Source organism: Roseovarius sp. CAU 1744 (genome assembly GCF_039839345.1).
Lineage (GTDB): Bacteria > Pseudomonadota > Alphaproteobacteria > Rhodobacterales > Rhodobacteraceae > Roseovarius.
This window is the reverse complement of record NZ_JBDOQV010000002.1, coordinates 368,927-389,741: the sequence shown is the minus strand read 5'-3', so window position 1 is coordinate 389,741 and position 20,815 is coordinate 368,927. Positions and strand designations below refer to the sequence as shown.

The window sequence follows — 20,815 nt, the reverse complement described above, 5'->3', positions numbered from 1 at the left end:
TGCGGCTTTACACCAGCTGCCTTTCAGGCGGCATCCCTGCCCTCACGATCTGTTCCAGATGGGCGGCCAGAACCTTGCGGTCGGCAAAATCCGCAACCTTGACCGGGTCGTGGTAGATTACCGTGACCGAGCCCTGCCGGGGCGCTGCCAGAACCCGGAGCAGGTGCGGGCCGAAATCCATCTCGCCCCACCAGCCGTAGAACCGGGGGTCGGTGCCTGCGGGCGCGCGGTAGACCACAGTAACCGGCTGCACATGCAGCCTGTCGCGCAGCTCGGGGCTGAAGAGGGACTGAAAAAGTGTTGGTTTGAAACGCAAAACCCGCAATCCGTCCGTCGACGTTCCCTCGGGGAAAAACAAGAGCTTGTGACCGGCGGTCAGGCGGCGTTCGAACAGTTCCGTCTGCGCCTTGGCCTGTTTCGGATCGCGCGCGATGAAAACCGTGCCGACCAGGCTGGCCAGAAAACCGATGACGGGCCAACCGGCGACCTCTGCCTTGGAAACGAAATAGATCCGCTTGCGCGCGTTGAGCGTGAAAATGTCCAGCCAGGACACGTGGTTCGATACCACCGCGCCGGGCAGGTCCATCCGCTGCCCCTGCGCCGCGTGGCGCATCCCCAGCACCACGAACCAGCTGCGTGCGACCCATTGGGTCAGGTAGGGGCTGAACGGCCGCCGCTGCCCGTAAAGCGGCACCTCGATCACCCGCAGGATCAACGTCGCCAGCACCCCGGCCAGCAGGATAACCCCGATGGCAACCCCGCGCAGCCCCGCCCGAAGCCATCCCGCGGCCCCGATCGGCGGCAGGGTCATCACGTCATCGGGGTTCCAGGGCCGGGTCACGCCTCAACGCCCTTGGAATAGATGCTTTTCTGTTTCTCGTTCAGGCGTTCCGTATCGAGGATCAGGCAGACATCGGTCGTGTTGAACGCATGATCCACATAGGCCCCGTCGCCGACGTACCCGCCCAGGCGCAGATACGCCTTGATCAATGCCGGCACCTGCAGCATCGCCGCCCGCCGGTCCAGATCCTGGGGGTCGACCAGGTCAAGCCGCTGGTAATGCGCCTCCTTGGCCCTGACGCGCAGGCTTTCGGGCGCCAGGTGCCGGTGATGCAGCAGCGACAGCGGTTGCGCCAGGTCATCCGGGTTGATGCCGTGAAAACTGGCGACGCCGAACAGCACCTCGATACCGTGATCGGCGACGTAATGCGCCAGCCCGTTCCACAGGTGATACATCGCCGCGCCGCCGCGGTAATCGGCGTCCAGGCAGGACCGTCCAAGCTCCATCAGCCTCCGCCCCGAGGATTTGAGCACCGAAAGGTCGTATTCGTCCTCGGAATAGAACTGTCCCGCCCGCGCGGCCTGATCGCCCCGCAACAGGCGGTAGACCCCGACAACGGCATCGTCCCTGCCCGTATCCAGCAGCAACAGGTGATCGAAATACGGATCGAACTGATCCCGTTCCAGCCGCGCGTCGTGATCGACCAATGGCCCGTCGCCGCCCAGCTCCTCGACGAAGACGCGATACCGCAACGCCTGCGCCGCATGCAGTTCAGGCTCGGATTCGGCCAGTTTCACGCGAAATTCTGTTGCCTCTTGGCGCATTCTCAGCCCGGGATTTTCCATTTCTCCGCGTTTTAGAAAAGCCGGCGCGCATTGGCAATCAATCTGACCGGGCGGCGCTGGTGCTCTCCCTATGCGTGTGTTAACCTTCTGGTAACCCCGGTGGGGGATTAAGGACGGGTACCAGTAAGACATGCCGACCATCGACAACGACCTTCCCCGCATTGGGGAAATTCACGGTGACCTTCCCGGTGATGTTCGATTGCACCTGGCCTGTCCCCCAATCGGGCTGATCCGGGTGTTCGACCAGCATCCCGGGTTCGAGTAACGCGTTGAGATCCGACATACAGCGATTGCCTTTGGAGTGACCCTTTTGACCGACCATACAGCGAATGTCGCCGCCCTGATAGGCTCCCGTATCTGCCACGATCTGATCAGCCCTGTGGGCGCGGTTACCAACGGGCTGGAACTGCTGGCGATGTCCGGTGTGGGCGACAGCCCCGAGCTTTCGCTGGTCAACAGCTCTGCCGCGGATGCCAGTGCGCGCATTCGTCTGTTCCGCCTGGCCTTCGGCACCGCCTCCGACGGCCAGAGCACCAGTTGCGACGAGTTGCAACGCGTCCTTGCGGATCACTACGCGGACGGGCGCATCAACCTGCGCTTTCACCCCACCGAGGACCCGTCGCGCAAGATTGCCAAGGCCGTCGTGCTGGCGGTGCTCTGCGTCGAACAATCGCTGCCGGTGGGCGGCGTCATCGACATCAGCGCAGATGGCGACAGCTGGAACATCACCGGCACGTCAGAACGGATCCGGGAACGCGCCCCGCTTTGGGCCGGCCTGCAGGGTGACGCACCGCTGGATGACCTCGCCCCGGCAGATGTGCAATTCCTGCTCCTGCGTGTCCTGCTGGAATCGCTGGATCGCCGCGGCGCGGTCGCGTCCACGACCGAAAAGGTATCCCTGACCTTCTAGGATCGAACGGCCCCCTCGCCTTCGACAAGGTATTTGAAACTGGTCAGCTGGGCGGCGCCAACCGGACCGCGCGCGTGCATCTTGCCGGTCGCGATGCCAATCTCGGCCCCCATGCCGAACTCTCCGCCATCGGCGAACTGGGTCGAAGCGTTGCGCATCAGGATCGCGCTGTCGAGCTCGGCAAAGAACCGTTCCGCGGCGGCATCATCCTCGGTCACGATGCAATCGGTGTGGTTCGACCCATATGTGCGGATATGCGCCATGGCCTCATCGAGCGACTCAACCACCCGGGCCGCGATGATCATATCGAGGAATTCACACCCGTAATCGGATGAGCTTGACGCGGTAACCCTTTCGATTGACTGCAAAACGCCATCCCCACGCACATCGACCCCCGCGTCCAGAAGGGCGCGGATGACGCCCTGACCGATCGTGCTGACCACGTCGCGGTGAATCAGCAGGCATTCCGCCGCCCCGCAGATGCCTGTGCGCCGGGTCTTGGCATTCATCACCACCTTCAGCGCCTTCTCCGGGTCGGCCTCGGCATCCAGGTAGATATGCACGATGCCTTCGAGATGGGCAAAAACCGGGACCCGCGCCTCGCGCTGGACAAGGCCCACCAGCCCCTTGCCGCCGCGCGGCACGATCACGTCGACGGTATCGGTCATGGTCAGCAACTCCTGCACCGCCGCGCGGTCACGGGTGGGCACCAGCTGAACCGCATCTGCGGGCAGGCCGGCCTTGTCGAGCCCGTCGACCAGGCAGGCATGGATCGCGCCCGAGGAATGAAAGCTTTCGGATCCGCCGCGCAAGATCACCGCGTTTCCGGATTTCAGGCACAGCGCCCCGGCATCGGCGGTCACGTTCGGGCGGCTTTCGTAAATCACCCCGATCACCCCAAGCGGCGTGCGCACCCGGCGGATATGCAGCCCCGTGGGCATGTCCCATTCGGCCAGAACCTCGCCCACCGGATCGTCCTGTGCGGCCACCGCGCGCAGCCCGTCGACAATGCCCTGGATACGCGCCTCGTCCAGCTTCAGCCGGTCCATCATCGCATCGGTCAGGCCCTTTTCGCGGCCGTATTCCAAGTCTTGCGCATTGGCATCGACGATCTCGGCCCGGCGTGCCCACACCGCATCGGCCGCCGCCTCAAGCGCGGTGCGTTTCTGGTCGGCGCTGGCGGTGGCAAGCTGGCTCGCGGCCGCCTTGGCGCGGGCGCCGATATCGGCCATCAGGGCGGGGATGTTTTCAAGATCTTTCATCTGGCTTGTCCTTGGAAGTCACGGGTCAATCTATCATCAAGCGGGTTCAGAATGCCATATCGTCACGATGGATCAGCGGTCCCCGGCCGGGATAGCCCAACACATCCTCGATCTGATGGCTGCGCAACCCCATGATCTTGTGCGCGTCGGCGGCGTCGTAGCGGGTCAGCCCCTGGCCCAGCCCGTGGCCGTCGGCATCCCTGACCTCAACCGCATCACCGCGCCCGAACCGGCCTGAAACGGCGGTGACCCCGGCGGCCAGCAGGCTGCTGCCCCCGCGCAGGGCACCGGCGGCGCCGTCATCCACGGCGATCCACCCGCGCGGCTTCATCGCCGCGATCCACGCCTTGCGCTTCTGCTGCGGGTCGCCCTGCGCCAGAAACCAGGTGCAGGCAGCGCCGTTTTCCAGCGCCTCGACGGGATGCAGGACCGAGCCCTCGGTGATCACCAGGTCGCAGCCCGCCGCCGTCGCCGTCTTGGCCGCCATCAGCTTGGTTTTCATTCCGCCCTTGCTGAGGCCCGAACCGGCATCGCCGGCCATTGCCTCGATCTCCGGCGTGATTGCCTCGATCACGTCAAAACGCCGCGCCGAGGGATCCTGCGCCGGGTTGGCCGAATAGAACCCGTCCACATCGCTGAGCAGGATCAGCTGGTCCGCCCCGGCGGTCACCGCCACCTGCGCCGCCATCCGGTCATTGTCGCCATAGCGGATTTCATCGGTGGCGACGGTGTCGTTTTCGTTGACGATCGGTACGACACCCAGCTTCAGCAGCTGCTCCAGTGTGGCGCGCGAGTTCAGGTACCGCCGCCGGTCGGCGCTGTCCTCGAGCGTGACCAGCACCTGTGCCGCCTTCAGCCCATGCTCGCCAAGCGCGCGGTCATAGGCTCCGGCCAGCTTGATCTGGCCCACCGCCGCTGCCGCCTGCGACTGTTCCAGCGACAGCTCGGTTGCGGGCAGGCCAAGCGCATTGCGCCCCATCGCGATCGACCCCGAGGAGACCAGAACCACATCCGTGCCCCGCGCCCGCAGCCGGGCGACATCGGCGGCCAGCGCGGCCAGCCACTCGGCGCGCAGATTGCCGCTTGCGCGGTCCACCAGCAACGCCGACCCGATCTTGATGACCAGGCGTTTCGCGTCCTTCAGGGTTGCCACGGCGCGGGCTCCGTCTGCTCGGACTTGTAACGCAGCCTGTCCTTGTCGATCTGCGTGCGAAGGGCGCGCAGCACCTCTGTCACCCCGTCGCGGGCAACGCCGGACATGGTCATCACCGGCCCGCCGCTTGCCTGTTCCAGCGCGGCAACCCGCTCGGCGCGTTCCTCGTCGCTCAGCGCGTCGGTCTTGTTCAGTACCGTCACCCGCGGCTTGTCGGCCAGAATATCGCCATAGGCCTCGATTTCATGGATGATCGTCGCGCAATCGTCGGCCACCGCGTCCGACGTCCCGTCGACCAGATGCAGAAGCACCGAGCAGCGTTCGACATGGCCAAGGAACAGATCGCCCAGCCCCCGGCCCTCGGACGCGCCGTCGATCAGGCCCGGAATGTCGGCCACGACAAATTCGACGTCGTCCACGCCCACCACCCCCAGATTGGGATGCAGCGTGGTAAAGGGGTAGTCCGCGATCTTGGGCCGGGCATTCGACGTGGCCGCCAGAAAGGTCGATTTCCCCGCGTTGGGCAGGCCCAGCAGGCCGACGTCGGCAATCAGTTTGAGCCTCAGCCAGATGGTGCGCTCCACCCCCTCCTGCCCCGGGTTGGCGCGGCGCGGGGCCTGGTTTGTCGAGCTCTTGAAATGCAGGTTGCCAAAGCCGCCATTGCCGCCGCGCGCCAGTTCCACCCGCTGGCCTACCTCGGTCAGATCGGCGATTACCGTTTCCTGATCCTCGTCCAGCACCTCGGTGCCCACGGGCGCACGCAACACGATGTCATCGCCATCCTTGCCGGTGCGTTGCTTGCCCATGCCGGGTTGGCCGTTCCGGGCAAAGAAATGCTGCTGATAGCGGAAATCAATCAGCGTGTTCAGCCCCTCGACCGCCTCGATCCAGACCGAACCGCCATCGCCGCCGTCGCCGCCATCCGGGCCGCCATATTCGATATATTTCTCGCGGCGAAAACTGACGCAGCCGCCCCCGCCTGCACCCGAACGGATATAGACCTTGGCAAGATCGAGGAATTTCATGGCACGGTCCTTTATGGCATCCGCAATTGCGATAGAGGGAAAACCCGCCGCGCTCAAGCCTGCGGCGCGTTGAGGGTGAAATTGCGGGTTGGCACGTCCGCCCCCCGCGCCGTGCATTTGCTGGTGCAGGCCGCCCCTTCGGCAAAGCCCAGTTTCAGCAACACGCGCGCCGATCCGGGGTTGTCGTCGAAAACACAGGCTTTCAGCCTGCGCCACCGGCCATCGGCAAAGGCGCGGGCGACCAGCGCGCGGCAGATCTCGGTGGCGTAGCCCTGCCCCCAGTGGTCGCGCGCCAGCATATACCCCAGTTCGCCCTCGCCAAAGACGCTGGCCATGCCGACAATCGTCCGGTCGCGCATCACGACCCCGCCCAATCCCTTATCCGCCGGGATAGGCTGGCAGCGCGACGCGGTGAATTCCCGGTCTGACGGCCAGGGCCAGGTGCCGGTATTGCGCACCACGTCGAAATCCGAGGCGATGGCGTGCACGGCCTCGACATCCTCCTGCCCCGCCTGACGCAGCAGCAACCTGTCGGTGCGCAGTATCTCGCCCGAACCCATGGCCCTACCCGTACCGTCTGCTGTAGGTCCAGGTGGGCACGGTCATGCCGCGGGCCACGGAAAAGCTCTCGGCATCGCCAAGGTACTGGAAACCGCAATTCGTCAGCACACGCGCCGACGCGGCGTTGTCCTGGAACACGCTGGCAAAGATGTTGGCGCAATCCTGCGGGTTTGCCTCGACCAGGGCCGTCACCGCCGCCGAGGCGACACCGGTGTTCCAGAAGGCAGGCGCCACCCAATAGCCGATCTCGGACTGGTTCCGGTCCAGCCGCATCAGGCTGATCAGCCCCATAAGCTCGTCACGGCCGGACTTGCTGCCATCCATCGCCCAGAAATCCTCGATCCGGTCCTCGGCGCGGGCGCGGTCAATCAGCGCCTCGGTCAGGCCGGGCGGCAACGGATGCGGGATCGAGGTGGTGTTCATCGCCACCCGCGCGTCCCCCGCATTCATCGCGATCAGCCCGGCATCGGACGGGCGCAGCGGGCGCAGGTCAAATTGCGCCGTTTCGATGACGGGTTGGTTGACGATGGTATCCAGTTTCATCCGTTTTCTCCCCCGAAGAGTACAAACAGCACCGAGGCGACCGTCAGCGCCGCCAGTGCCCACATTAAATATTTTTCCGCCGGTTTTCCGGCCACGGTCCGCGCGATCCGGTCCCCTCCATACGTCCAGATCGGGTGCAAAATGACCTGCAGGGCCAAGAAAGAGATGGCGACGACCAGCGTCGCCTGCAAGGCCGGCGTGCCCGGGGTCACGAAATTGGTAAAACCGGTAACGATCATCGCCCAGGCCTTGGGGTTCAGCGGGTGAACAATCAGACCCGCTGCGAATCCGGGCGCATTCGCGGCACCGTGCCCGACGCCAAGCCGCATATTGGCCACCTTCCAGGCCAGCCAGCAGATATACGCAGCCGACACCCATTTCAGCGCCAGAAAGACGCCCGGCGCCTGACGCGCCAGTTCCATAAGGCCGAACCCGATGGGCCAGATGATCAGCTGCTTGCCAAGCGCGACCCCGGCGACGAAAGGCAACGCCGCGCGGAACCCGAATCGCGCCCCGGTGGCCAGCAACGCCATGTTCGCCGGTCCCGGTGTGCCGACCTGAGAGGCCCCGAAGGCCAGAAGGCTGATAACGGCAACGCTCATGTAAGTTGCCTCCCTGCAAAACGAAAAAGGGACCGGCGGTATCGCCGATCCCCTTGAATTTCTTCCAAAACCCTATTGGTCGGCTTACTCGGCGGCCTCCGCCACTGGCAGGACCGAAATAAAGGTACGGCCCTTGAGGCCCTTGTGGAATTTGACGGCGCCTTCGACAGTGGCAAAGATCGTGTGATCCTTGCCCTGGCCCACGCCTTCACCCGGCCAGAACTTGTTACCGCGCTGGCGCGCGATGATGTTGCCGGGGATAACGGCTTCGCCACCGAATTTCTTTACACCAAGGCGGCGACCGGCTGAGTCTCGGCCGTTACGGGATGAACCGCCTGCTTTCTTATGTGCCATCTCGTCTCTCCTTAGCCTTTGGCCAGTTCTTTGGCCTGTTCAACCCATTCGGGCTTGATCTTCATCGCGTCGAAGCTGTCGACATCGACCGCCGCCAGTTCGGCAAAGCTGGTGATGCCGGCATCGTTCAGCTTTTTGACCGCCGCGGGACCAACACCGGTGATCGCCGTCAGATCATCCGCTGCTGCCGGCTTGGCCTCGGCCTTTTTCGGCGCTTCCGCCTTCGGCTCGGCCTTCTTGGGGGCGGGCTTGGCTTCGGCCTTCTTGGCTTCGGCTTTCTTGGCCGGTTTCGCCGACACCGCGGCGGCGGAAACGGACCCTGCGCCCATCGCTGCCTTCACGCCGGACTTGTCGGCACCCTTTTCCAGGATCTCGGTCACGCGCAGCACAGTCAGCTGCTGGCGGTGGCCCTTGGTGCGCTGGCTGCCGTGCTTACGGCGGCGCTTGACGAAGTGGATGACCTTGTCACCCTTGATCTGGTCGACAACCTCGGCCTGCACGGCGGCACCATCCACCAGCGGCGCGCCGACAACCGGCTTGTCGCCGCCCAGCATCAGAATCTCGTTGAATTGAACTTTTTCACCGGCATCCGCTGCAAGCTTTTCAACACGAAGCATGTCACCCGAGGACACCTTGTATTGCTTGCCACCGGTCTTGAGGACCGCAAACATTTGCTTTTCCTTCACATTTCCGCGTCCGCCGGTCCCCCGCACCCGGGGCGTTTCGGCCGTTGGCCACCTTGAACAGCGCGCCCCGAAAGAGCGATATTTCATCCACCCGCACAGGGACCGCCCCTGCCGAGATGCGCGCTTATCGGGGCAAACCGGGCGCAAGTCAAGCCCTGAGTTTGCCGCGCCTGCCCGGTCGCGGCGCCCCGCGCCCCGGCTATAGCGGCACGCTTTTCATCTGTTCGGCAATCGCCCGGCCGATCAGATAGGAAATCTCTTCATACATCCGGTCGAATGACGCGAAAATGGCACGGTTGAGCTCCCGCCCGGCCGGTGTCCGGTAAAACGCGGCATATTCCTCCAGCTGCGCAGGGCGCAATGGTTCATAGGCGTATAGCAGGAACGCCTCCAGCCATTCCTCGGAACTCTTGCGTGTCTCGTCCTCCTGCGACCAGACATCGGCAAAGATTTCGTCTTCGGTCGCCTCGTAGGCACCGCCGTCCCTGAGGCCGCGATAGAACATCAGGCTGGCATTGAGTGCGCCCATGACGTTGAAATCAACCAGGTCGCTGTCGTCGATCACCCGGGTGATCCGGGCGGCAAGCGCGGGGTCGCGGCCCTCGGCCTCGCGGAACCGGGCAATCGCGGCCTGCTCCTCGTCGGGATCCAGAAAGATGTGGCGGGCCTCCAGCTCATGCCCGATGATTTCCTGCCCGTCGGGTGTTTCGAAATAGGCGATCATCGGGCCCAGATCCGCATCGGCAAGCTCCTTGCGGAAATCGGCGCTGACGAGCGACAGCATGTTGTGGACATCATAAATGCGTGACACTTCCGCGCGCCACGCCCCCTGATCGGCATCGGGGATCATCTCCTGCCCCAGCTCGGCGCCGTACCGTTCGCCTTCCAGGCGCATGATGGCGACCGTCTCTTCGAAACGCAGCAGGTCGATCAGACGGCTTGCGGCCTCATCGCTGCCGGCCAGACCCGGCACCGCCGCAACGATTAACCCCAGGGCCGGAACGATCCGCCGGCGGATGGCGTCGATCAAAGCTCGAGGCCCGGCGACAGATCCGCCATCCGATCGGCCAATGCCTCGAACCGGTTTGCCATGATCTCGTACTGGACCGCGTTCATCAGAACATAGAGCTGCTTCATGTCAGGATGTTCCAGCGCCTCGGCATAGGCCAGCAGGTCCGCATCCGAAAGGTCGCGATAGGTATACGCCGCCGAGATCAACCCGGATTGCTTCAGCGTCTCACGCAATGCGTCTTCGGATTCGCTCAGCAGGGCGCGCAGGGCCTCTGCGTCGATCTCCTGCTCCAGAACCCCGGCGTTCGAGGCCGCCATGAGGAACCGGAACTGGATCTCGTGCATCCCCTTCACCGAGGTATCGGCGCTGTCGATCGCGTCATTCATGCGCCTGAGATATTCGATCCGGTCGCCCCCCTCTTCGACGATCTCCGTGCCAAGCGACACGCGCTCAGCGTCGTTTTCATCCATGTGCGAGATATTCTCGACCTCGACCAGCCGCTGCCCCAGGGGCGAGCCATAAAAATCAATGGCGTGGTCCAGCAGCCTGTCATCCAGCGTCTGCGACAGGATCTCCAGGGCCGTCTCGCGCATCCGGTCGGTGTCGAAAACCTCCTCCGAGGTCGTGGTCCATTCGCTGCCGAAATCGCTGGCTGCCATGCCCAGCATCGAGGGCGCGTCCTTGGCCGCAAGCGCGATACTGTCCAGCGATACGTCGAAACCGGTTACCACCAGAAAATTCTCCAGCCGCGCGCGATCCGCCGCCTGCACCGCGCTGCCAACGCTGATGCTCAAAGCCCATATCAGGGTGAAAACGGCCAGTAGCGGATGATGAAGACGGCGGCGACCTGACGACATGGCAAGCGGATCCCTTGGTTTTGCTGACCCTTTATACCTAGGAAAATTCTGCCGCCAAACAATGCAAAACCTCTTGTCACCGTTTCCAAACGCAATTACACGCCCCCAAGACCCCCGCGGAGAGGTGCCGGAGTGGTCGAACGGGGCGGTCTCGAAAACCGTTGTGGGTGCAAGCCTACCCAGGGTTCGAATCCCTGTCTCTCCGCCAATTCAAAATTGCTTTGAACGCCATAAAGCCCCGAAAATGAATGCCGTTAGCTCGTTCCGAAACATTTCGGGGCGTTATCGTCCGCATTTATTGAGTTGCAAGATACGATACCTTCTGCGCTGCACCGCCCCAAGTGAACTGCAGGGGAATCCAACCGCAATCAAGAAGCCAGGCAGGACGCTTTCGCTCTGAAAGCGCGCACTCTGGCATGGGCGCGCGGCTTCCGGCGGTCTAATCCATCGGAGAACTGCGAAAGCTGCTAAAAAAACGCGTGCCGGTGAATTGCCACCCAGCGTGAACTGGACGGCAATCTGGATTACTCGGCGGCGACCAGAATGATGTGAGAGGCCTCGCCGCCCTCTTCCAGCAGTTCGACCGCGTGGCGGCAAAACGCGCTGTAATCATACGCGGCAATTGCATGCTGACCCCCGATATAGGCAGAAAAACCCATCATCGTGGCAAGCACGGCCTTTTGTTTTTCGTCTTCATCCTCGATCGCGGCGATGTGTTCAAAGACATAGGCCAACTCATCGGCGTTGCGGGTTTCGTCGATCTCGAACTCCTCGCAATTCGCCGCGTAAGCGTGTTGCAGCGCCAGCGATTTCAGTACCGCGCTATGGGCTTCGTCGAGATACGCGGTGATCGCATCATTAGCCATGTCGGAAACGTGGATATCCATTTCCACCAGCACCGCGTCGCTGCCTGAAAGGGGCGGCTCGTCGGACTGGGCAAATGCGTTGGTGGCCGCGAAGGCTGCGGCGACGGCAATGGTCGAATAAGTTCTCAACATCTCTTGTCTCCTTACCTGCGGCCGAATTCGTTGTAGGTGGCATAAGGCTCGACCCGTCCACGCCAGTAACAGGCTTTGGCGTTGGGGAAACAGTAGATCGGGCTGCCCCTCTTGTACCCTTCAAGGTAGTGACCGCTGCGGCGATGGTATCGGTAGTTGTTGTTTCTTCTTTCCTTTTTGATCTCACTCGCGATGGCAACGCCCAAAATGGCACCGGCGAGACGTGCTTTCTCTTTTTCGGTTAGCGCGGTTGCAGGTTGCGCTAACCCTCCGATTGCCACGGCGCCCGCAAGCGTCAAGGCGGTCAATGATCGTTTCATTTCTTATCCTCCGTGTTGAATGCAATTGGTGAAAAAATGACGATGTTCCCAAGGTCAATTAACTCGGTACTACGCGATGAAAATTCTGATTTCCCCCTCCACTGGTTTCTGTTGTTGATTGATTACCCGTATTTAGCCTTCGCGGCTTCGGCGCAGGGTTTCGGATGGCAGTTCGCCGAACATCTGCTTATAGGCCTTCGAGAACCTGCCGACGTGGCTTATGCCGCAGCCCACAGCGATGGATGTCACCGTATCTTCGGGACCGGCCCTCACAAGGCGCTCACGGGCGTTCCTCAATCGAATATTCGATAGCCGCGTCCACGGCGTCTCGCCGGTAGTTTTGCGAAACAATATCTGTAATTGGCGCTGCGAAACGCCGGCCGCCGCCGCGATATCGATCAGCCGGAGAGGGTCGTCGTAGCGTTCCTGCATGAATGCTTCGGCCTTGGAAATTGTCCGCGGGGACCCGGATGCCATTTTCTGGTCGGTGTCTGACGCAGTATCGAGCACCAAACGCAATTGATCTTCGACGAGTTGCTCTGTTAGTGCGTGCCAGTGCGCGGGCATCGCCTTTTCCAGGCCCTGGTTGAAAACAGAGAACACATATCTGAGAAGGCGGCTGAGCGAGACCGCAGCAGCATCTGAAACCTGTATTTCGGGTTTTCCGGTCCGATTGAAATTCAGATCCAGGCCTTCGACTGCCCTGGCTTGCATCGGCACCTTGATCAAGAAAGACCGAAAGTCATTGGTGCCGTTGCGGCGCACGCGGGATACCCTGTGGCTGGGCCTGAAGGCCAGCGTGCCACCTTGTGGCCGGCGAAATTCGCTTTCTTCGGATCGGACTTTCAAAAACCCGTGGTGCGGCATCATCACGGTCAGGGATCCATTGTCGATGAGTTCGATATCATGACCCGACGACCTGATATCAAGCAAATTGATCCCGCTTCCTTCCAGCTCTGCGTGGGCAACAACGATCTTTCGCTGCGGCACATCAGCCATGCGAAAATCGATGGGTTGACTGAAACGAATGTTACTACTTTTTCCAGAGAAGGCAGCATTATCGGACCACGAATGCACCTGATACCTGATCAAATTCCCCCTCCCGAAAATCACTGAAATCGAAGTCTAGATTAAACCCTAAACCCCTGAATCTAAAAGTCTGACAGCTAAAAACCGGCCCCAGAATACTATTTTTTCGCAATTTGGCCAAGTGGCTGCGCAAATCGGACAACGTGACGACCTGCGCATCGCGCAGGGTATAGAGAATCCCACCGCCGGGCTACCCTGTCGGAACGGCGGCACCCGTCATGCCGCAAGCGGGTGATTTTGGATCAGGGCTCTCTCCACATCGCCCGACAGGTTATACGGCCCGGTCCGAACACCGGGACGCAAACACAGATCTGTCCCCGGGAAACCCCTACCAGGCAGCGGCCCGTTTCTCCGGGGGGAGCCACATTGGATCACCCTCCTTGATGTCGAAGGTTTCATACCACGCATCCACATGCTGGAGCGCGGCAACCGCCCGGTAGAAATCGGGCGCGTGGCCATCGTTGATGACAATGGCCTTGAGATAGGTGTCGGTCGCCTTCATCGTCCAGAACTGGGCCCAGGCGACAAAGCACCGCTCGGCGGGGGTCATGCCGTCGATCTCGACGTTTTCCTCGGGATGTTCCTCAAGATATTGCATGAGCGCCTCGTAGGCCAAGGTGATGCCGCCGACATCCGCCATGTTTTCGCCCACACCCAGCTGTCCGTTGATGAAGACGCCCGGCAGTACCTCATACGCATTGGCCTGGTCGATCAGCTTCTTGGCTTCGACCAGGAATGCCTCGGCGTCTTCCTCGGTCCACCAGTTGCGGAAATTCCCGTCTCCATCATACTGCCGGCCGGTGAAATCGAACCCGTGGGTCATTTCGTGGCCGATGACGGCACCGATCCTGCAGAATTTCAACGGCGCATCCATATCGGAGGAATAGGCCGGCGGCTGAGTAATTGCCGCGGTGACCTCGAACCCGTTGATAAGGGGCGAATAGGCTGCATTCATCGCGATCGGCAACGTCGATTCAGCGTTGAACTCATCGTGTTCCGGTGGCCGCGTGAGCAAATCCAGCTGCCGCTCCATTCCGAACGCGCCAAGTGCAATCATGTTGGCAACCGGATCAGGCCCAATTTCAACCCCGCTGTAGTCGATCCACGTGTCGGGGTAGCCGACCTTGTAGTAGAACTTGTCGACTTTCTCCAGGGCTGCCACACGCGTGGGGTCGGACAGCCAATCACTGTTTTCGATCCGCTGGCGGAACACCGCCTTGATGCGTTCGATCATGTCGAGCATTTCGGATTTGGTTTCGTCCGAGTAAAATTTTTCGACATAGACCTGGCTGGCGGGATGCCCGAGATGCTTGCTCATGAGCTTGTAGATACGTTCCGACCTCGGCAGGTCGTTTCGTGCGCCCAGCAGCGCCTCGAAGAAATCCACCGAGACATCATTTAACGCGCTTGCCAGGAAAGGAGAATACTTCTGGATGAGGCGGAATTTCACGTAGTCCTTCAGATCATCCAGCGGCGTTGTGCGCCAGACTTCGGAAACCATGGCAAGGGCGCGCGGCTCCCACATGTAGAAGAACGCAGGTTTCTCGAAACCGACGGTTTCCAGATACAGGTCAACATCCACCTCGGGCGCGATTGCCTTAACCTCATCAAACGATTTACGGTTCAACTTGTTGGAGGGGTCCTTGGCCTCGGCTGGTGTAAGGAAGGCGCTGTAAAGCCTTCGTTCGATATCGAGCGACAGATCAGCAACGCGCGAGGCCTCGTCCGGTTCGTAGCCCGCCGCCAGAAGAAGGTCGTTGATGAAGGTCCGGTAGGCGGTCAGCTCCGGGCCATCCACCGGACCCCGAAGGATTTCCTGAAAGTGTCGGTCGATGCCAAATGTCTGCCCCAGCGAGAAGAACGCGTGTTTTGTCCCGTCGGTAGGGTCTTGCGAGGGGCCGAACATGGTGAAGAGCGCCGGACCCGAGCTTGCGGCCTGCGCCGCCACCACCCTGGTCAGTTCCCTGAAATCAGTGACGGCATCGACCTCGTCCAGCATGTCCCTGATCGGCTCGATCCCGGCCGCGTCAATCGCGTCCACGTCCATGAAGGCATTGTAGAAATCCCCGACGATCTGCGTCGGGGATCCTTTGGGCGCGTCGGCGGCCATTTCCCCCGCTTCGGCCGCCGCCGCCGCGACCTGCTTTGTAAGCCGGTCGGTCATGATGTAGAAAATCCCGTGCGCCGGCTTGTCCGCAGGTCGGTCGACCCGGTCGATCCAACCGCCAGAAGCGTAGCGGTAGAAATCCTCTGCAGGGTCGACGCTGGTATCCATGTTGTCTACGGAAAAGACGAGGTCGTCGGGCGTGAGTGGTGGCAATTCGCTGGCCCTGACCCCCGCCGCCATGGAAGACGCGAGGCACATGCCCGCAAGCGCGGTTGTAATCTTGTTAATCACTTTCATGTTTCTCTCCCTGAATTCTTCAAATGGTGCCAACCGCCGCGATCGGCATAATCCTTCTAAAAAAGCCGCAATTCACAAATTTCGCTAACACCTGACGCATTGGGCGCGGCAATGCGGGCGAGCGGCCCGCCTGCATTTTCGTTTACGCGCTCAGCCGCCATAGATCACCGCATCGGGGATTTCGTAGCGTTCGCCGGCGCCTATGTTGATCATGTTCAGATCGCCCTGGCGGTTCTGGCCGAATGCCATGCCGGGATCGCTGCCGACAAGCTCGCCTTCGCGGAAATCAAGGTATCGTTCACCGCCGTTCGGAAGGCTGATCCAGACGCTTGCCGTCCCGCCCGTGCCGCGTGACACGCGAAAGCTGCACGAACCTGTCGGCTGGTCTATGGTCATGGCGCACGGGATAATGCCGGTTGCGTTGTTGGCACCTGGTGCCGGCGCTTCCTCAAGGTATCTTCCGCTGGCCCATCCGATGGCGGCCCGATCGGCCCTTCCGATCTGGCACCACTTGGTGGCGCCGGACATCTGGCAGCCGAGATTGGTTATTCTATCGCCGTTGTACAAGCGTCCGACAACCTCGTTACCCGTGCCCGGACCAGCGCGAACGTTGAGGTGATCGCCCTCCGGCACACCGGTCACCTGCCACCAGTCGGGACCGCCCGACAGGCCGTCAGCGTAATCCGGATCCTTTGTGCCCTCATTGCTGCGGGCAAGGTCTGATGGCGCCGGATCACCGTCAATCGACAGTGCGATTGTGTAGTTCGCCACCTCGCCGCGACGGGCGGCATTTCGCATCAGGTAGACGCGTATCCTGTAATCTCCGGAACGGAGCAATGTGCCGTCATAGCTGTTGCCGCTGACAGACCCAATGTGCAGCGCTGTCGGATCGCTGTCGGGAAGCAGGTTGAAATAGGCGGACAGATTGTCTGTTGAAAAATCGATTTTCAGGCGTTGCCCGGCTGCCGCTCCGATCAGATAGTCAACGATTTCGGTCCCCTTGATCTGGCCATCGAGCGATGTGCCCGAGGTGCCCGCAGCAAACTGTATCCGCGCCTCCTGAATTGGCTGGGCATTCAGTTGGCTGATCAATCCGGCAAACATCAAAATGAACAGGGCAATGTGTTTCATCTGTTTCGGTCCTTCGTTCCATATTGTTTACAACACGACAATTGCCCGACTGATACGCACCCGATTAAATGACCGACCTCCGGCGGCTCAGCACGAGGTATTAGATGAACCACCAGAGGTCGAGTTGGGTGCGAAACCCACTTGTCGCCACCTGCGTCCACGAACTTAGCAGTGGTGTCAGCGTGAACCTCAGAGACGCCAGCGAGGTTGGTATTGCGAACCTCGATTTCATGATATGTGCTCCTCGGCAATTCACGCAATCTTAGATTTAGTGAACCGATTCTCAACACGGTTATTCAGTTCGGAAGTATCTGTATTATAAACGCTTTTCCGCATTTTCGTGGTGGCGCGATGCGATGCGTTTGGCGCGCCACCTATCCAAATTGCCCGGCAATTATCCAGAATGCGAACTGCTCAACCGCCGCAAGTCCAGGGTGAGACCCAGGCACCGCGTTGCCGGAATTGCGTTTGTCGAAGGCAGTTACAATCCCCCTCGCCGCTATTCCGGCTCGGAGTATCCGGCCACCGATCAACTCCGAACGGACCACCGCTGTGCGGCAGGATTTCCAACCCCTGTTTTCGGATCTGATGCGCGTTACCGACGCGCTCTTCCTGGTGCCGTCATGATCGCGGGCCAGTGTTGGAGCTTGTACCAGGTCTGCGGAAATCTTGTCGGATTTCCAGATCCTTTGCCCTATGCTTGGCTGAAAGCTCTCCGGCACGCGGGAACGTTTCATGAAACTGAATCCGACTTGGACCGTCGCGTTTTTCATTTATATCCTCTACCTCGTGGTTATCTTTGCCACGTGGTATGTGACCGGTGCCGACTACCTGAAACTCACCGGCGCAGATACGATCGCCAGCTTCACGGTGCTTCCGCTCTTTCTTGGCGCGGTTTTCCTGGTTTTTGTGCTTTCACATCTCGGCTGGTGGCGCGAGGTCATGACTGAAGACAGGAAAGGCGGGCCAGGATGGGCGCTTTGGGTTGTTCTGGCGGTCACTGGCGGTTTTGTCCTGCTTAATGTGATTGGCGCGGACTGGACCCGGATCACGGCGACGCATTTGATGTTTCTGGTGCTGGCCGCAATTTTGGTCGGCTTCAACGAGGAGGCGCTGACCCGCGGTATCCTTGTCGTCGGCGCGCGTGGGTCGAAGTGGAGCGAGAGCCTGGTCTGGCTGTCTTCAAGTCTCGCGTTTGGCCTGCTGCACCTTCCGAATGCTCTGTTCGGGTTGCCGCTTGTTGCCGCCATTGCCCAAGTCGGCTTTGCCTTCCTCGCGGGCAGCGGTCTCTACGTTCTCAGACGGGTCAGTGGCAGCCTTCTGGTGCCGATTGCCGTGCATGGGGCCTGGGATTTCGCGACGTTCTCGAAGGGAGCCTCTGGTGCCGAGGGATCGTCCGCGATTCAGATGTTCCAGTTTGGCACATATATCGTGTCCATCGTCCTTGTGATCATCGTCCTGCGGCGCGACAAGCGGCCTTCGTGACACCAGAGGTCATCATTGCGCGCCCGACCCGTACAGACCCCGATCAACATGGTGAAATTGCACGGGGAACACGTATGCGGAACAATTCCATTTCGTATTGATTAGGAGGGGCTCAGTTCCGTCCCTCAAGGCTTTCCTTCAGCCGGGCGTTTTCGGCGCGCAACGTCGCCAGTTCCTGTTGGATCGGTGCGATGATGGGCTGCAGCTCTTCTACCGTCAACCGGACCGGAAGGTGCTGCGGGCAGTTCCAGTCCAGCCCCTCGATGGTAATCACGACCGCACGTTCTGGGCGGGCGCGGTACTGGTCGTCGCTGAGCCTTTCAAGCAGGTCGGGATCATCGCCGCGCTCGACCAGCCGCGCACGACCGAGGATCTTGAGGCGGGCGGAATTCGGGTAATCCACCAGGATCATTGCAATTCTGTCATCCGCGGTCAGGTTGCCGGCGCTGATATACTGGCGATTGCCGCGAAAATCGGCATAGGCGATCGTCTTTTCGTCCAGAACCTTCAGAAATCCCCTGGGGCCGCCGCGAAACTGCACATAGGGCCAGCCGGTCTCGGACACGGTTGCCTGATAGAACCCGTCACGCTGCGCGATGAACTGCGCCTCGTGCGGTCCCAGCGTCGCATCCGCGGGTGCGGTGGCCTCGAGCACCCTGTCATAGGCCCGGGCCGAACCCTGCTTTTCCTGGATGCCGCGCACCCCCGGGGTAAAGGTCAGTTCTGCGAATGCCTTCGCCATCGTCGCCTCCTACAGACCCAGTTCGCTCAACCCGGGATGATCGTCCGGCCGCCTGCCCTGCGGCCAGCGAAACTTGCGGTCTTCCTCGCTGATCGGCAGGTCATTGATGCTGGCAAAGCGTTGCGCCATCAGGCCATCGGTGTCGAATTCCCAGTTTTCATTGCCATAGGACCGGAACCATTGCCCCGCGTCATCGTGCCATTCATAGGCAAAGCGCACGGCGATGCGGTTGCCATCACAGGCCCAGAGTTCCTTGATCAGCCGGTATTCATGCTCGCGCTGCCACTTGCGGGTCAGAAACGCCTCGATCTCGGCCCGGCCGCGGGGGAATTCGGCGCGGTTGCGCCAGGCGCTGTCGGGAGTATAGGCCAGCGCGACCTTGGCCGGATCACGGGAGTTCCAGCCATCTTCGGCCGCGCGCACTTTCTGCATTGCGGTCTCTATGGTGAAAGGCGGCAGCGGCGGGCGGGTCATGGCAATTCCTCTGGTGGTGTTCTGGTGGTGTACCGATCGGTACCCTATATGTGTAAGCTGTACCGATCTGTCAACCTTTTTGCTCGTAATTTCCTGCACTCTCCTGTATCCCGTTGCCAGCGAACGGATGATCGACAGACACGGGGACCATGCGGCAAACCAAGAAAGACGAACTTGTCGAGAAGGCATTGGGTGTTTTCTATCAGAACGGGTTCCACGCCACCGGGATGGACCGGCTGGTGGCGGAAACCGGTATCTCGAAAACGTCGATGTACAAGCATTTCAACAGCAAGGACGACCTGATCCTTGCGGCGCTGGAACTGCGCGACCGGCTGTTTCGGGACTGGATGGTTCAGCGTATCGAAGCACTGGCGTCAGCGCCCGCGGATCGCATTCTTGCGCTTTTCGACGTTCTGGGCGAATGGTTCGACAGCCCGGATTTCAAAGGGTGCATGTTTATCAAGGCCTCGGCCGAGTTTCCGGACGCGGCGCACCCGATCCGCCGGCAATCGGCAGCCCACAAGCGCCTGATCCAATCCTATATCCGCGATCTGGCCCGGCAGGCGGGCCTCAACGATCCCGACAGGATCGCGCGCCAGATGATGCTGCTGAAAGAAGGCGCGATCATCGCCGCCCATGTCACACGCAGCGACACCGCCGCGCACGACGCCAAGGAGGCGGCAAGACAGTTGCTGTCGGCCTAGTCCAGTTTGCGCAGACGTTTGAACAGGCTCGACGTGTCCCAACGCCCGCCGCCCATCTTCTGCACGTCCTTGTAGAACTGGTCGACCAGCGCCGTCACCGGCAGCGAGGCACCGTTTTCGTTGGCGGTATCAAGGCAGATGCCTAGATCCTTGCGCATCCAGTCCACGGCAAAGCCATGGTCGAACACGTCATCCAGCATGGTCTCGTACCGGTTCGCCATCTGCCAGCTGCCGGCGGCGCCCTGGCTGATCACCTCAACCACGGCGCGGCCGTCAAGGCCCGATTTCTCGGCGAAATGCAGCGCCTCGCTGAGGCCCTGGACCAGGCCGGCAATGGCAATCTGGTTGCACATCTTGGTCTTCTGCCCGGCACCGCTGTCGCCGATCCGGCGGCAGATTTTCGCGTAGGTCGAAATCACCGGCTCGACCGTGTCATACGCCGCCTGGTCGCCGCCGCACATGATCGACAGGACGCCATTTTCGGCGCCCGCCTGCCCGCCCGAGATCGGCGCATCGACAAAGGACAGCCCCAGATCGCTTGCCACCGCATATAGCTCGGACGTGACCAGTGCGGATACGGTTGTGTGATCGACGAAGATCGCGCCCTTGCCCATCCCGGCAAACGCGCCCTCATCGCCCAGACAGACCGAGCGCAGATCGTCATCATTGCCGACACAGGCCATCACGATCGACGCGCCCTCTGCCGCCCCCTTTGGCGTGTCGGACGAAGTGCCGCCATGCTGCGCCACCCATTTCTGCGCCTTGGCCGCGGATCGGTTGTAAACGCAGACCTCATGGCCCGCCGCCTTTAGGTGCCCGGCCATCGGAAATCCCATCACACCCAGTCCCAGAAATGCCAGCTTTGCCATCTTCTTCT

At 61.3% G+C, this 20,815-nt stretch carries 24 protein-coding genes and 1 tRNA gene; 4 read left to right on the top strand and 21 right to left on the bottom strand.

Features of this window, described 5'->3' with window-relative positions; genetic code table 11:
- Positions 1-7: 7 nt before the first annotated feature.
- From AAFO92_RS05815 to AAFO92_RS05805, 3 genes are all read right to left on the bottom strand, one after another.
- A complete protein-coding gene (locus tag AAFO92_RS05815; protein WP_347533874.1) occupies positions 8-811 on the bottom strand; it encodes a lysophospholipid acyltransferase family protein in 804 nt (267 codons plus the stop codon).
- Positions 812-837: 26 nt separating this feature from the next.
- Positions 838-1,605, bottom strand: a complete 768-nt coding sequence (locus tag AAFO92_RS05810; protein WP_347533707.1) for a GNAT family N-acyltransferase — start codon at positions 1,603-1,605, stop codon at positions 838-840.
- 100 nt (positions 1,606-1,705) lie between these two features.
- Positions 1,706-1,909: a DUF3553 domain-containing protein gene (locus AAFO92_RS05805; RefSeq protein ID WP_347533705.1), complete on the bottom strand. Its 204-nt coding sequence runs from the start codon at positions 1,907-1,909 to the stop codon at positions 1,706-1,708.
- Positions 1,910-1,936: 27 nt separating this feature from the next.
- On the opposite strand from AAFO92_RS05805, the gene AAFO92_RS05800 reads away from it, so the two are divergent.
- Entirely contained in the window at positions 1,937-2,536 is a 600-nt protein-coding gene (locus AAFO92_RS05800; protein ID WP_347533704.1) for a histidine phosphotransferase family protein, read from the top strand.
- On the opposite strand, the gene AAFO92_RS05795 is transcribed toward AAFO92_RS05800, so the two are convergent.
- The 10 genes from AAFO92_RS05795 to AAFO92_RS05750 all read right to left on the bottom strand — a co-directional run bounded on the left by AAFO92_RS05795 (position 2,533) and on the right by AAFO92_RS05750 (position 10,528).
- A complete protein-coding gene (locus AAFO92_RS05795) occupies positions 2,533-3,798 on the bottom strand; it encodes a glutamate-5-semialdehyde dehydrogenase (RefSeq protein WP_347533703.1) in 1,266 nt (421 codons plus the stop codon). The two genes, AAFO92_RS05800 and AAFO92_RS05795, sit on opposite strands and share 4 nt — an antisense overlap.
- Before the next feature lie 46 nt (positions 3,799-3,844).
- Complete coding sequence (gene proB / locus AAFO92_RS05790) at positions 3,845-4,951, bottom strand: glutamate 5-kinase (RefSeq protein WP_347533702.1); 1,107 nt, start codon at positions 4,949-4,951, stop codon at positions 3,845-3,847.
- Positions 4,939-5,976, bottom strand: coding sequence for a GTPase ObgE (gene obgE, locus AAFO92_RS05785; protein WP_347533701.1), 1,038 nt, complete (start codon positions 5,974-5,976; stop codon positions 4,939-4,941). Before obgE ends, proB begins: the two co-directional genes overlap by 13 nt.
- 53 nt (positions 5,977-6,029) lie before the next feature.
- A complete protein-coding gene (locus tag AAFO92_RS05780; protein WP_347533700.1) occupies positions 6,030-6,536 on the bottom strand; it encodes a GNAT family N-acetyltransferase in 507 nt (168 codons plus the stop codon).
- A gap of 4 nt (positions 6,537-6,540) precedes the next feature.
- Positions 6,541-7,080, bottom strand: coding sequence for a GNAT family protein (locus AAFO92_RS05775; RefSeq protein WP_347533699.1), 540 nt, complete (start codon positions 7,078-7,080; stop codon positions 6,541-6,543).
- A complete protein-coding gene (locus AAFO92_RS05770; protein WP_347533698.1) occupies positions 7,077-7,682 on the bottom strand; it encodes a LysE family translocator in 606 nt (201 codons plus the stop codon). Before AAFO92_RS05770 ends, AAFO92_RS05775 begins: the two co-directional genes overlap by 4 nt.
- A gap of 84 nt (positions 7,683-7,766) precedes the next feature.
- Positions 7,767-8,036, bottom strand: a complete 270-nt coding sequence (gene rpmA, locus AAFO92_RS05765; protein WP_347533697.1) for a 50S ribosomal protein L27 — start codon at positions 8,034-8,036, stop codon at positions 7,767-7,769.
- Positions 8,037-8,047: 11 nt separating this feature from the next.
- Positions 8,048-8,707: a 50S ribosomal protein L21 gene (locus AAFO92_RS05760; RefSeq protein WP_347533696.1), complete on the bottom strand. Its 660-nt coding sequence runs from the start codon at positions 8,705-8,707 to the stop codon at positions 8,048-8,050.
- A 214-nt stretch (positions 8,708-8,921) separates the two neighbouring features.
- Positions 8,922-9,752 carry a DUF2059 domain-containing protein gene (locus AAFO92_RS05755; protein WP_347533695.1) on the bottom strand — a complete coding sequence of 277 codons (831 nt, stop codon included), beginning with the start codon at positions 9,750-9,752 and terminating at the stop codon, positions 8,922-8,924.
- Positions 9,749-10,528, bottom strand: coding sequence for a DUF2059 domain-containing protein (locus AAFO92_RS05750; RefSeq protein WP_347533694.1), 780 nt, complete (start codon positions 10,526-10,528; stop codon positions 9,749-9,751). The genes AAFO92_RS05755 and AAFO92_RS05750 overlap by 4 nt, the downstream gene beginning before the upstream one ends.
- Positions 10,529-10,709: 181 nt before the next feature.
- Here AAFO92_RS05750 and AAFO92_RS05745 point away from each other — a divergent pair.
- Positions 10,710-10,799, top strand: a tRNA-Ser gene (locus AAFO92_RS05745).
- A gap of 316 nt (positions 10,800-11,115) precedes the next feature.
- Here AAFO92_RS05745 and AAFO92_RS05740 read toward each other — a convergent pair.
- The 5 genes from AAFO92_RS05740 to AAFO92_RS05720 all read right to left on the bottom strand — a co-directional run bounded on the left by AAFO92_RS05740 (position 11,116) and on the right by AAFO92_RS05720 (position 16,533).
- Positions 11,116-11,589 carry a hypothetical protein gene (locus AAFO92_RS05740; protein ID WP_347533693.1) on the bottom strand — a complete coding sequence of 158 codons (474 nt, stop codon included), beginning with the start codon at positions 11,587-11,589 and terminating at the stop codon, positions 11,116-11,118.
- Positions 11,590-11,600: 11 nt separating this feature from the next.
- A complete protein-coding gene (locus AAFO92_RS05735; protein ID WP_347533692.1) occupies positions 11,601-11,909 on the bottom strand; it encodes a hypothetical protein in 309 nt (102 codons plus the stop codon).
- A gap of 132 nt (positions 11,910-12,041) precedes the next feature.
- Positions 12,042-12,908 carry an AraC family transcriptional regulator gene (locus tag AAFO92_RS05730; protein WP_347533691.1) on the bottom strand — a complete coding sequence of 289 codons (867 nt, stop codon included), beginning with the start codon at positions 12,906-12,908 and terminating at the stop codon, positions 12,042-12,044.
- Between the two features lie 418 nt (positions 12,909-13,326).
- Complete coding sequence (locus AAFO92_RS05725; RefSeq protein ID WP_347533690.1) at positions 13,327-15,402, bottom strand: M13 family metallopeptidase; 2,076 nt, start codon at positions 15,400-15,402, stop codon at positions 13,327-13,329.
- Between the two features lie 150 nt (positions 15,403-15,552).
- Positions 15,553-16,533 carry an SH3 domain-containing protein gene (locus AAFO92_RS05720; protein ID WP_347533689.1) on the bottom strand — a complete coding sequence of 327 codons (981 nt, stop codon included), beginning with the start codon at positions 16,531-16,533 and terminating at the stop codon, positions 15,553-15,555.
- 735 nt (positions 16,534-17,268) lie between these two features.
- Here AAFO92_RS05720 and AAFO92_RS05715 point away from each other — a divergent pair.
- Positions 17,269-18,018 (top strand): CPBP family intramembrane glutamic endopeptidase, encoded by a 750-nt coding sequence (locus AAFO92_RS05715; RefSeq protein WP_347533688.1) that lies wholly within the window; start codon positions 17,269-17,271, stop codon positions 18,016-18,018.
- A 112-nt stretch (positions 18,019-18,130) separates the two neighbouring features.
- Here AAFO92_RS05715 and AAFO92_RS05710 read toward each other — a convergent pair whose 3' ends face one another.
- Positions 18,131-18,760 (bottom strand): pyridoxamine 5'-phosphate oxidase family protein, encoded by a 630-nt coding sequence (locus AAFO92_RS05710; RefSeq protein ID WP_347533687.1) that lies wholly within the window; start codon positions 18,758-18,760, stop codon positions 18,131-18,133.
- A 9-nt stretch (positions 18,761-18,769) separates the two neighbouring features.
- Positions 18,770-19,234, bottom strand: a complete 465-nt coding sequence (locus AAFO92_RS05705) for a nuclear transport factor 2 family protein (RefSeq protein ID WP_347533686.1) — start codon at positions 19,232-19,234, stop codon at positions 18,770-18,772.
- 149 nt (positions 19,235-19,383) lie between these two features.
- Here AAFO92_RS05705 and AAFO92_RS05700 point away from each other — a divergent pair, with 149 nt between their 5' ends.
- Positions 19,384-19,938 carry a TetR family transcriptional regulator gene (locus AAFO92_RS05700; protein ID WP_347533685.1) on the top strand — a complete coding sequence of 185 codons (555 nt, stop codon included), beginning with the start codon at positions 19,384-19,386 and terminating at the stop codon, positions 19,936-19,938.
- On the opposite strand, the gene AAFO92_RS05695 is transcribed toward AAFO92_RS05700, so the two are convergent.
- On the bottom strand, positions 19,935-20,807 hold the full coding sequence (locus AAFO92_RS05695; RefSeq protein ID WP_347533684.1) for an NAD(P)-dependent oxidoreductase: 873 nt from the start codon (positions 20,805-20,807) through the stop codon (positions 19,935-19,937). The two genes, AAFO92_RS05700 and AAFO92_RS05695, sit on opposite strands and share 4 nt — an antisense overlap.
- Positions 20,808-20,815 lie beyond the last annotated feature (8 nt).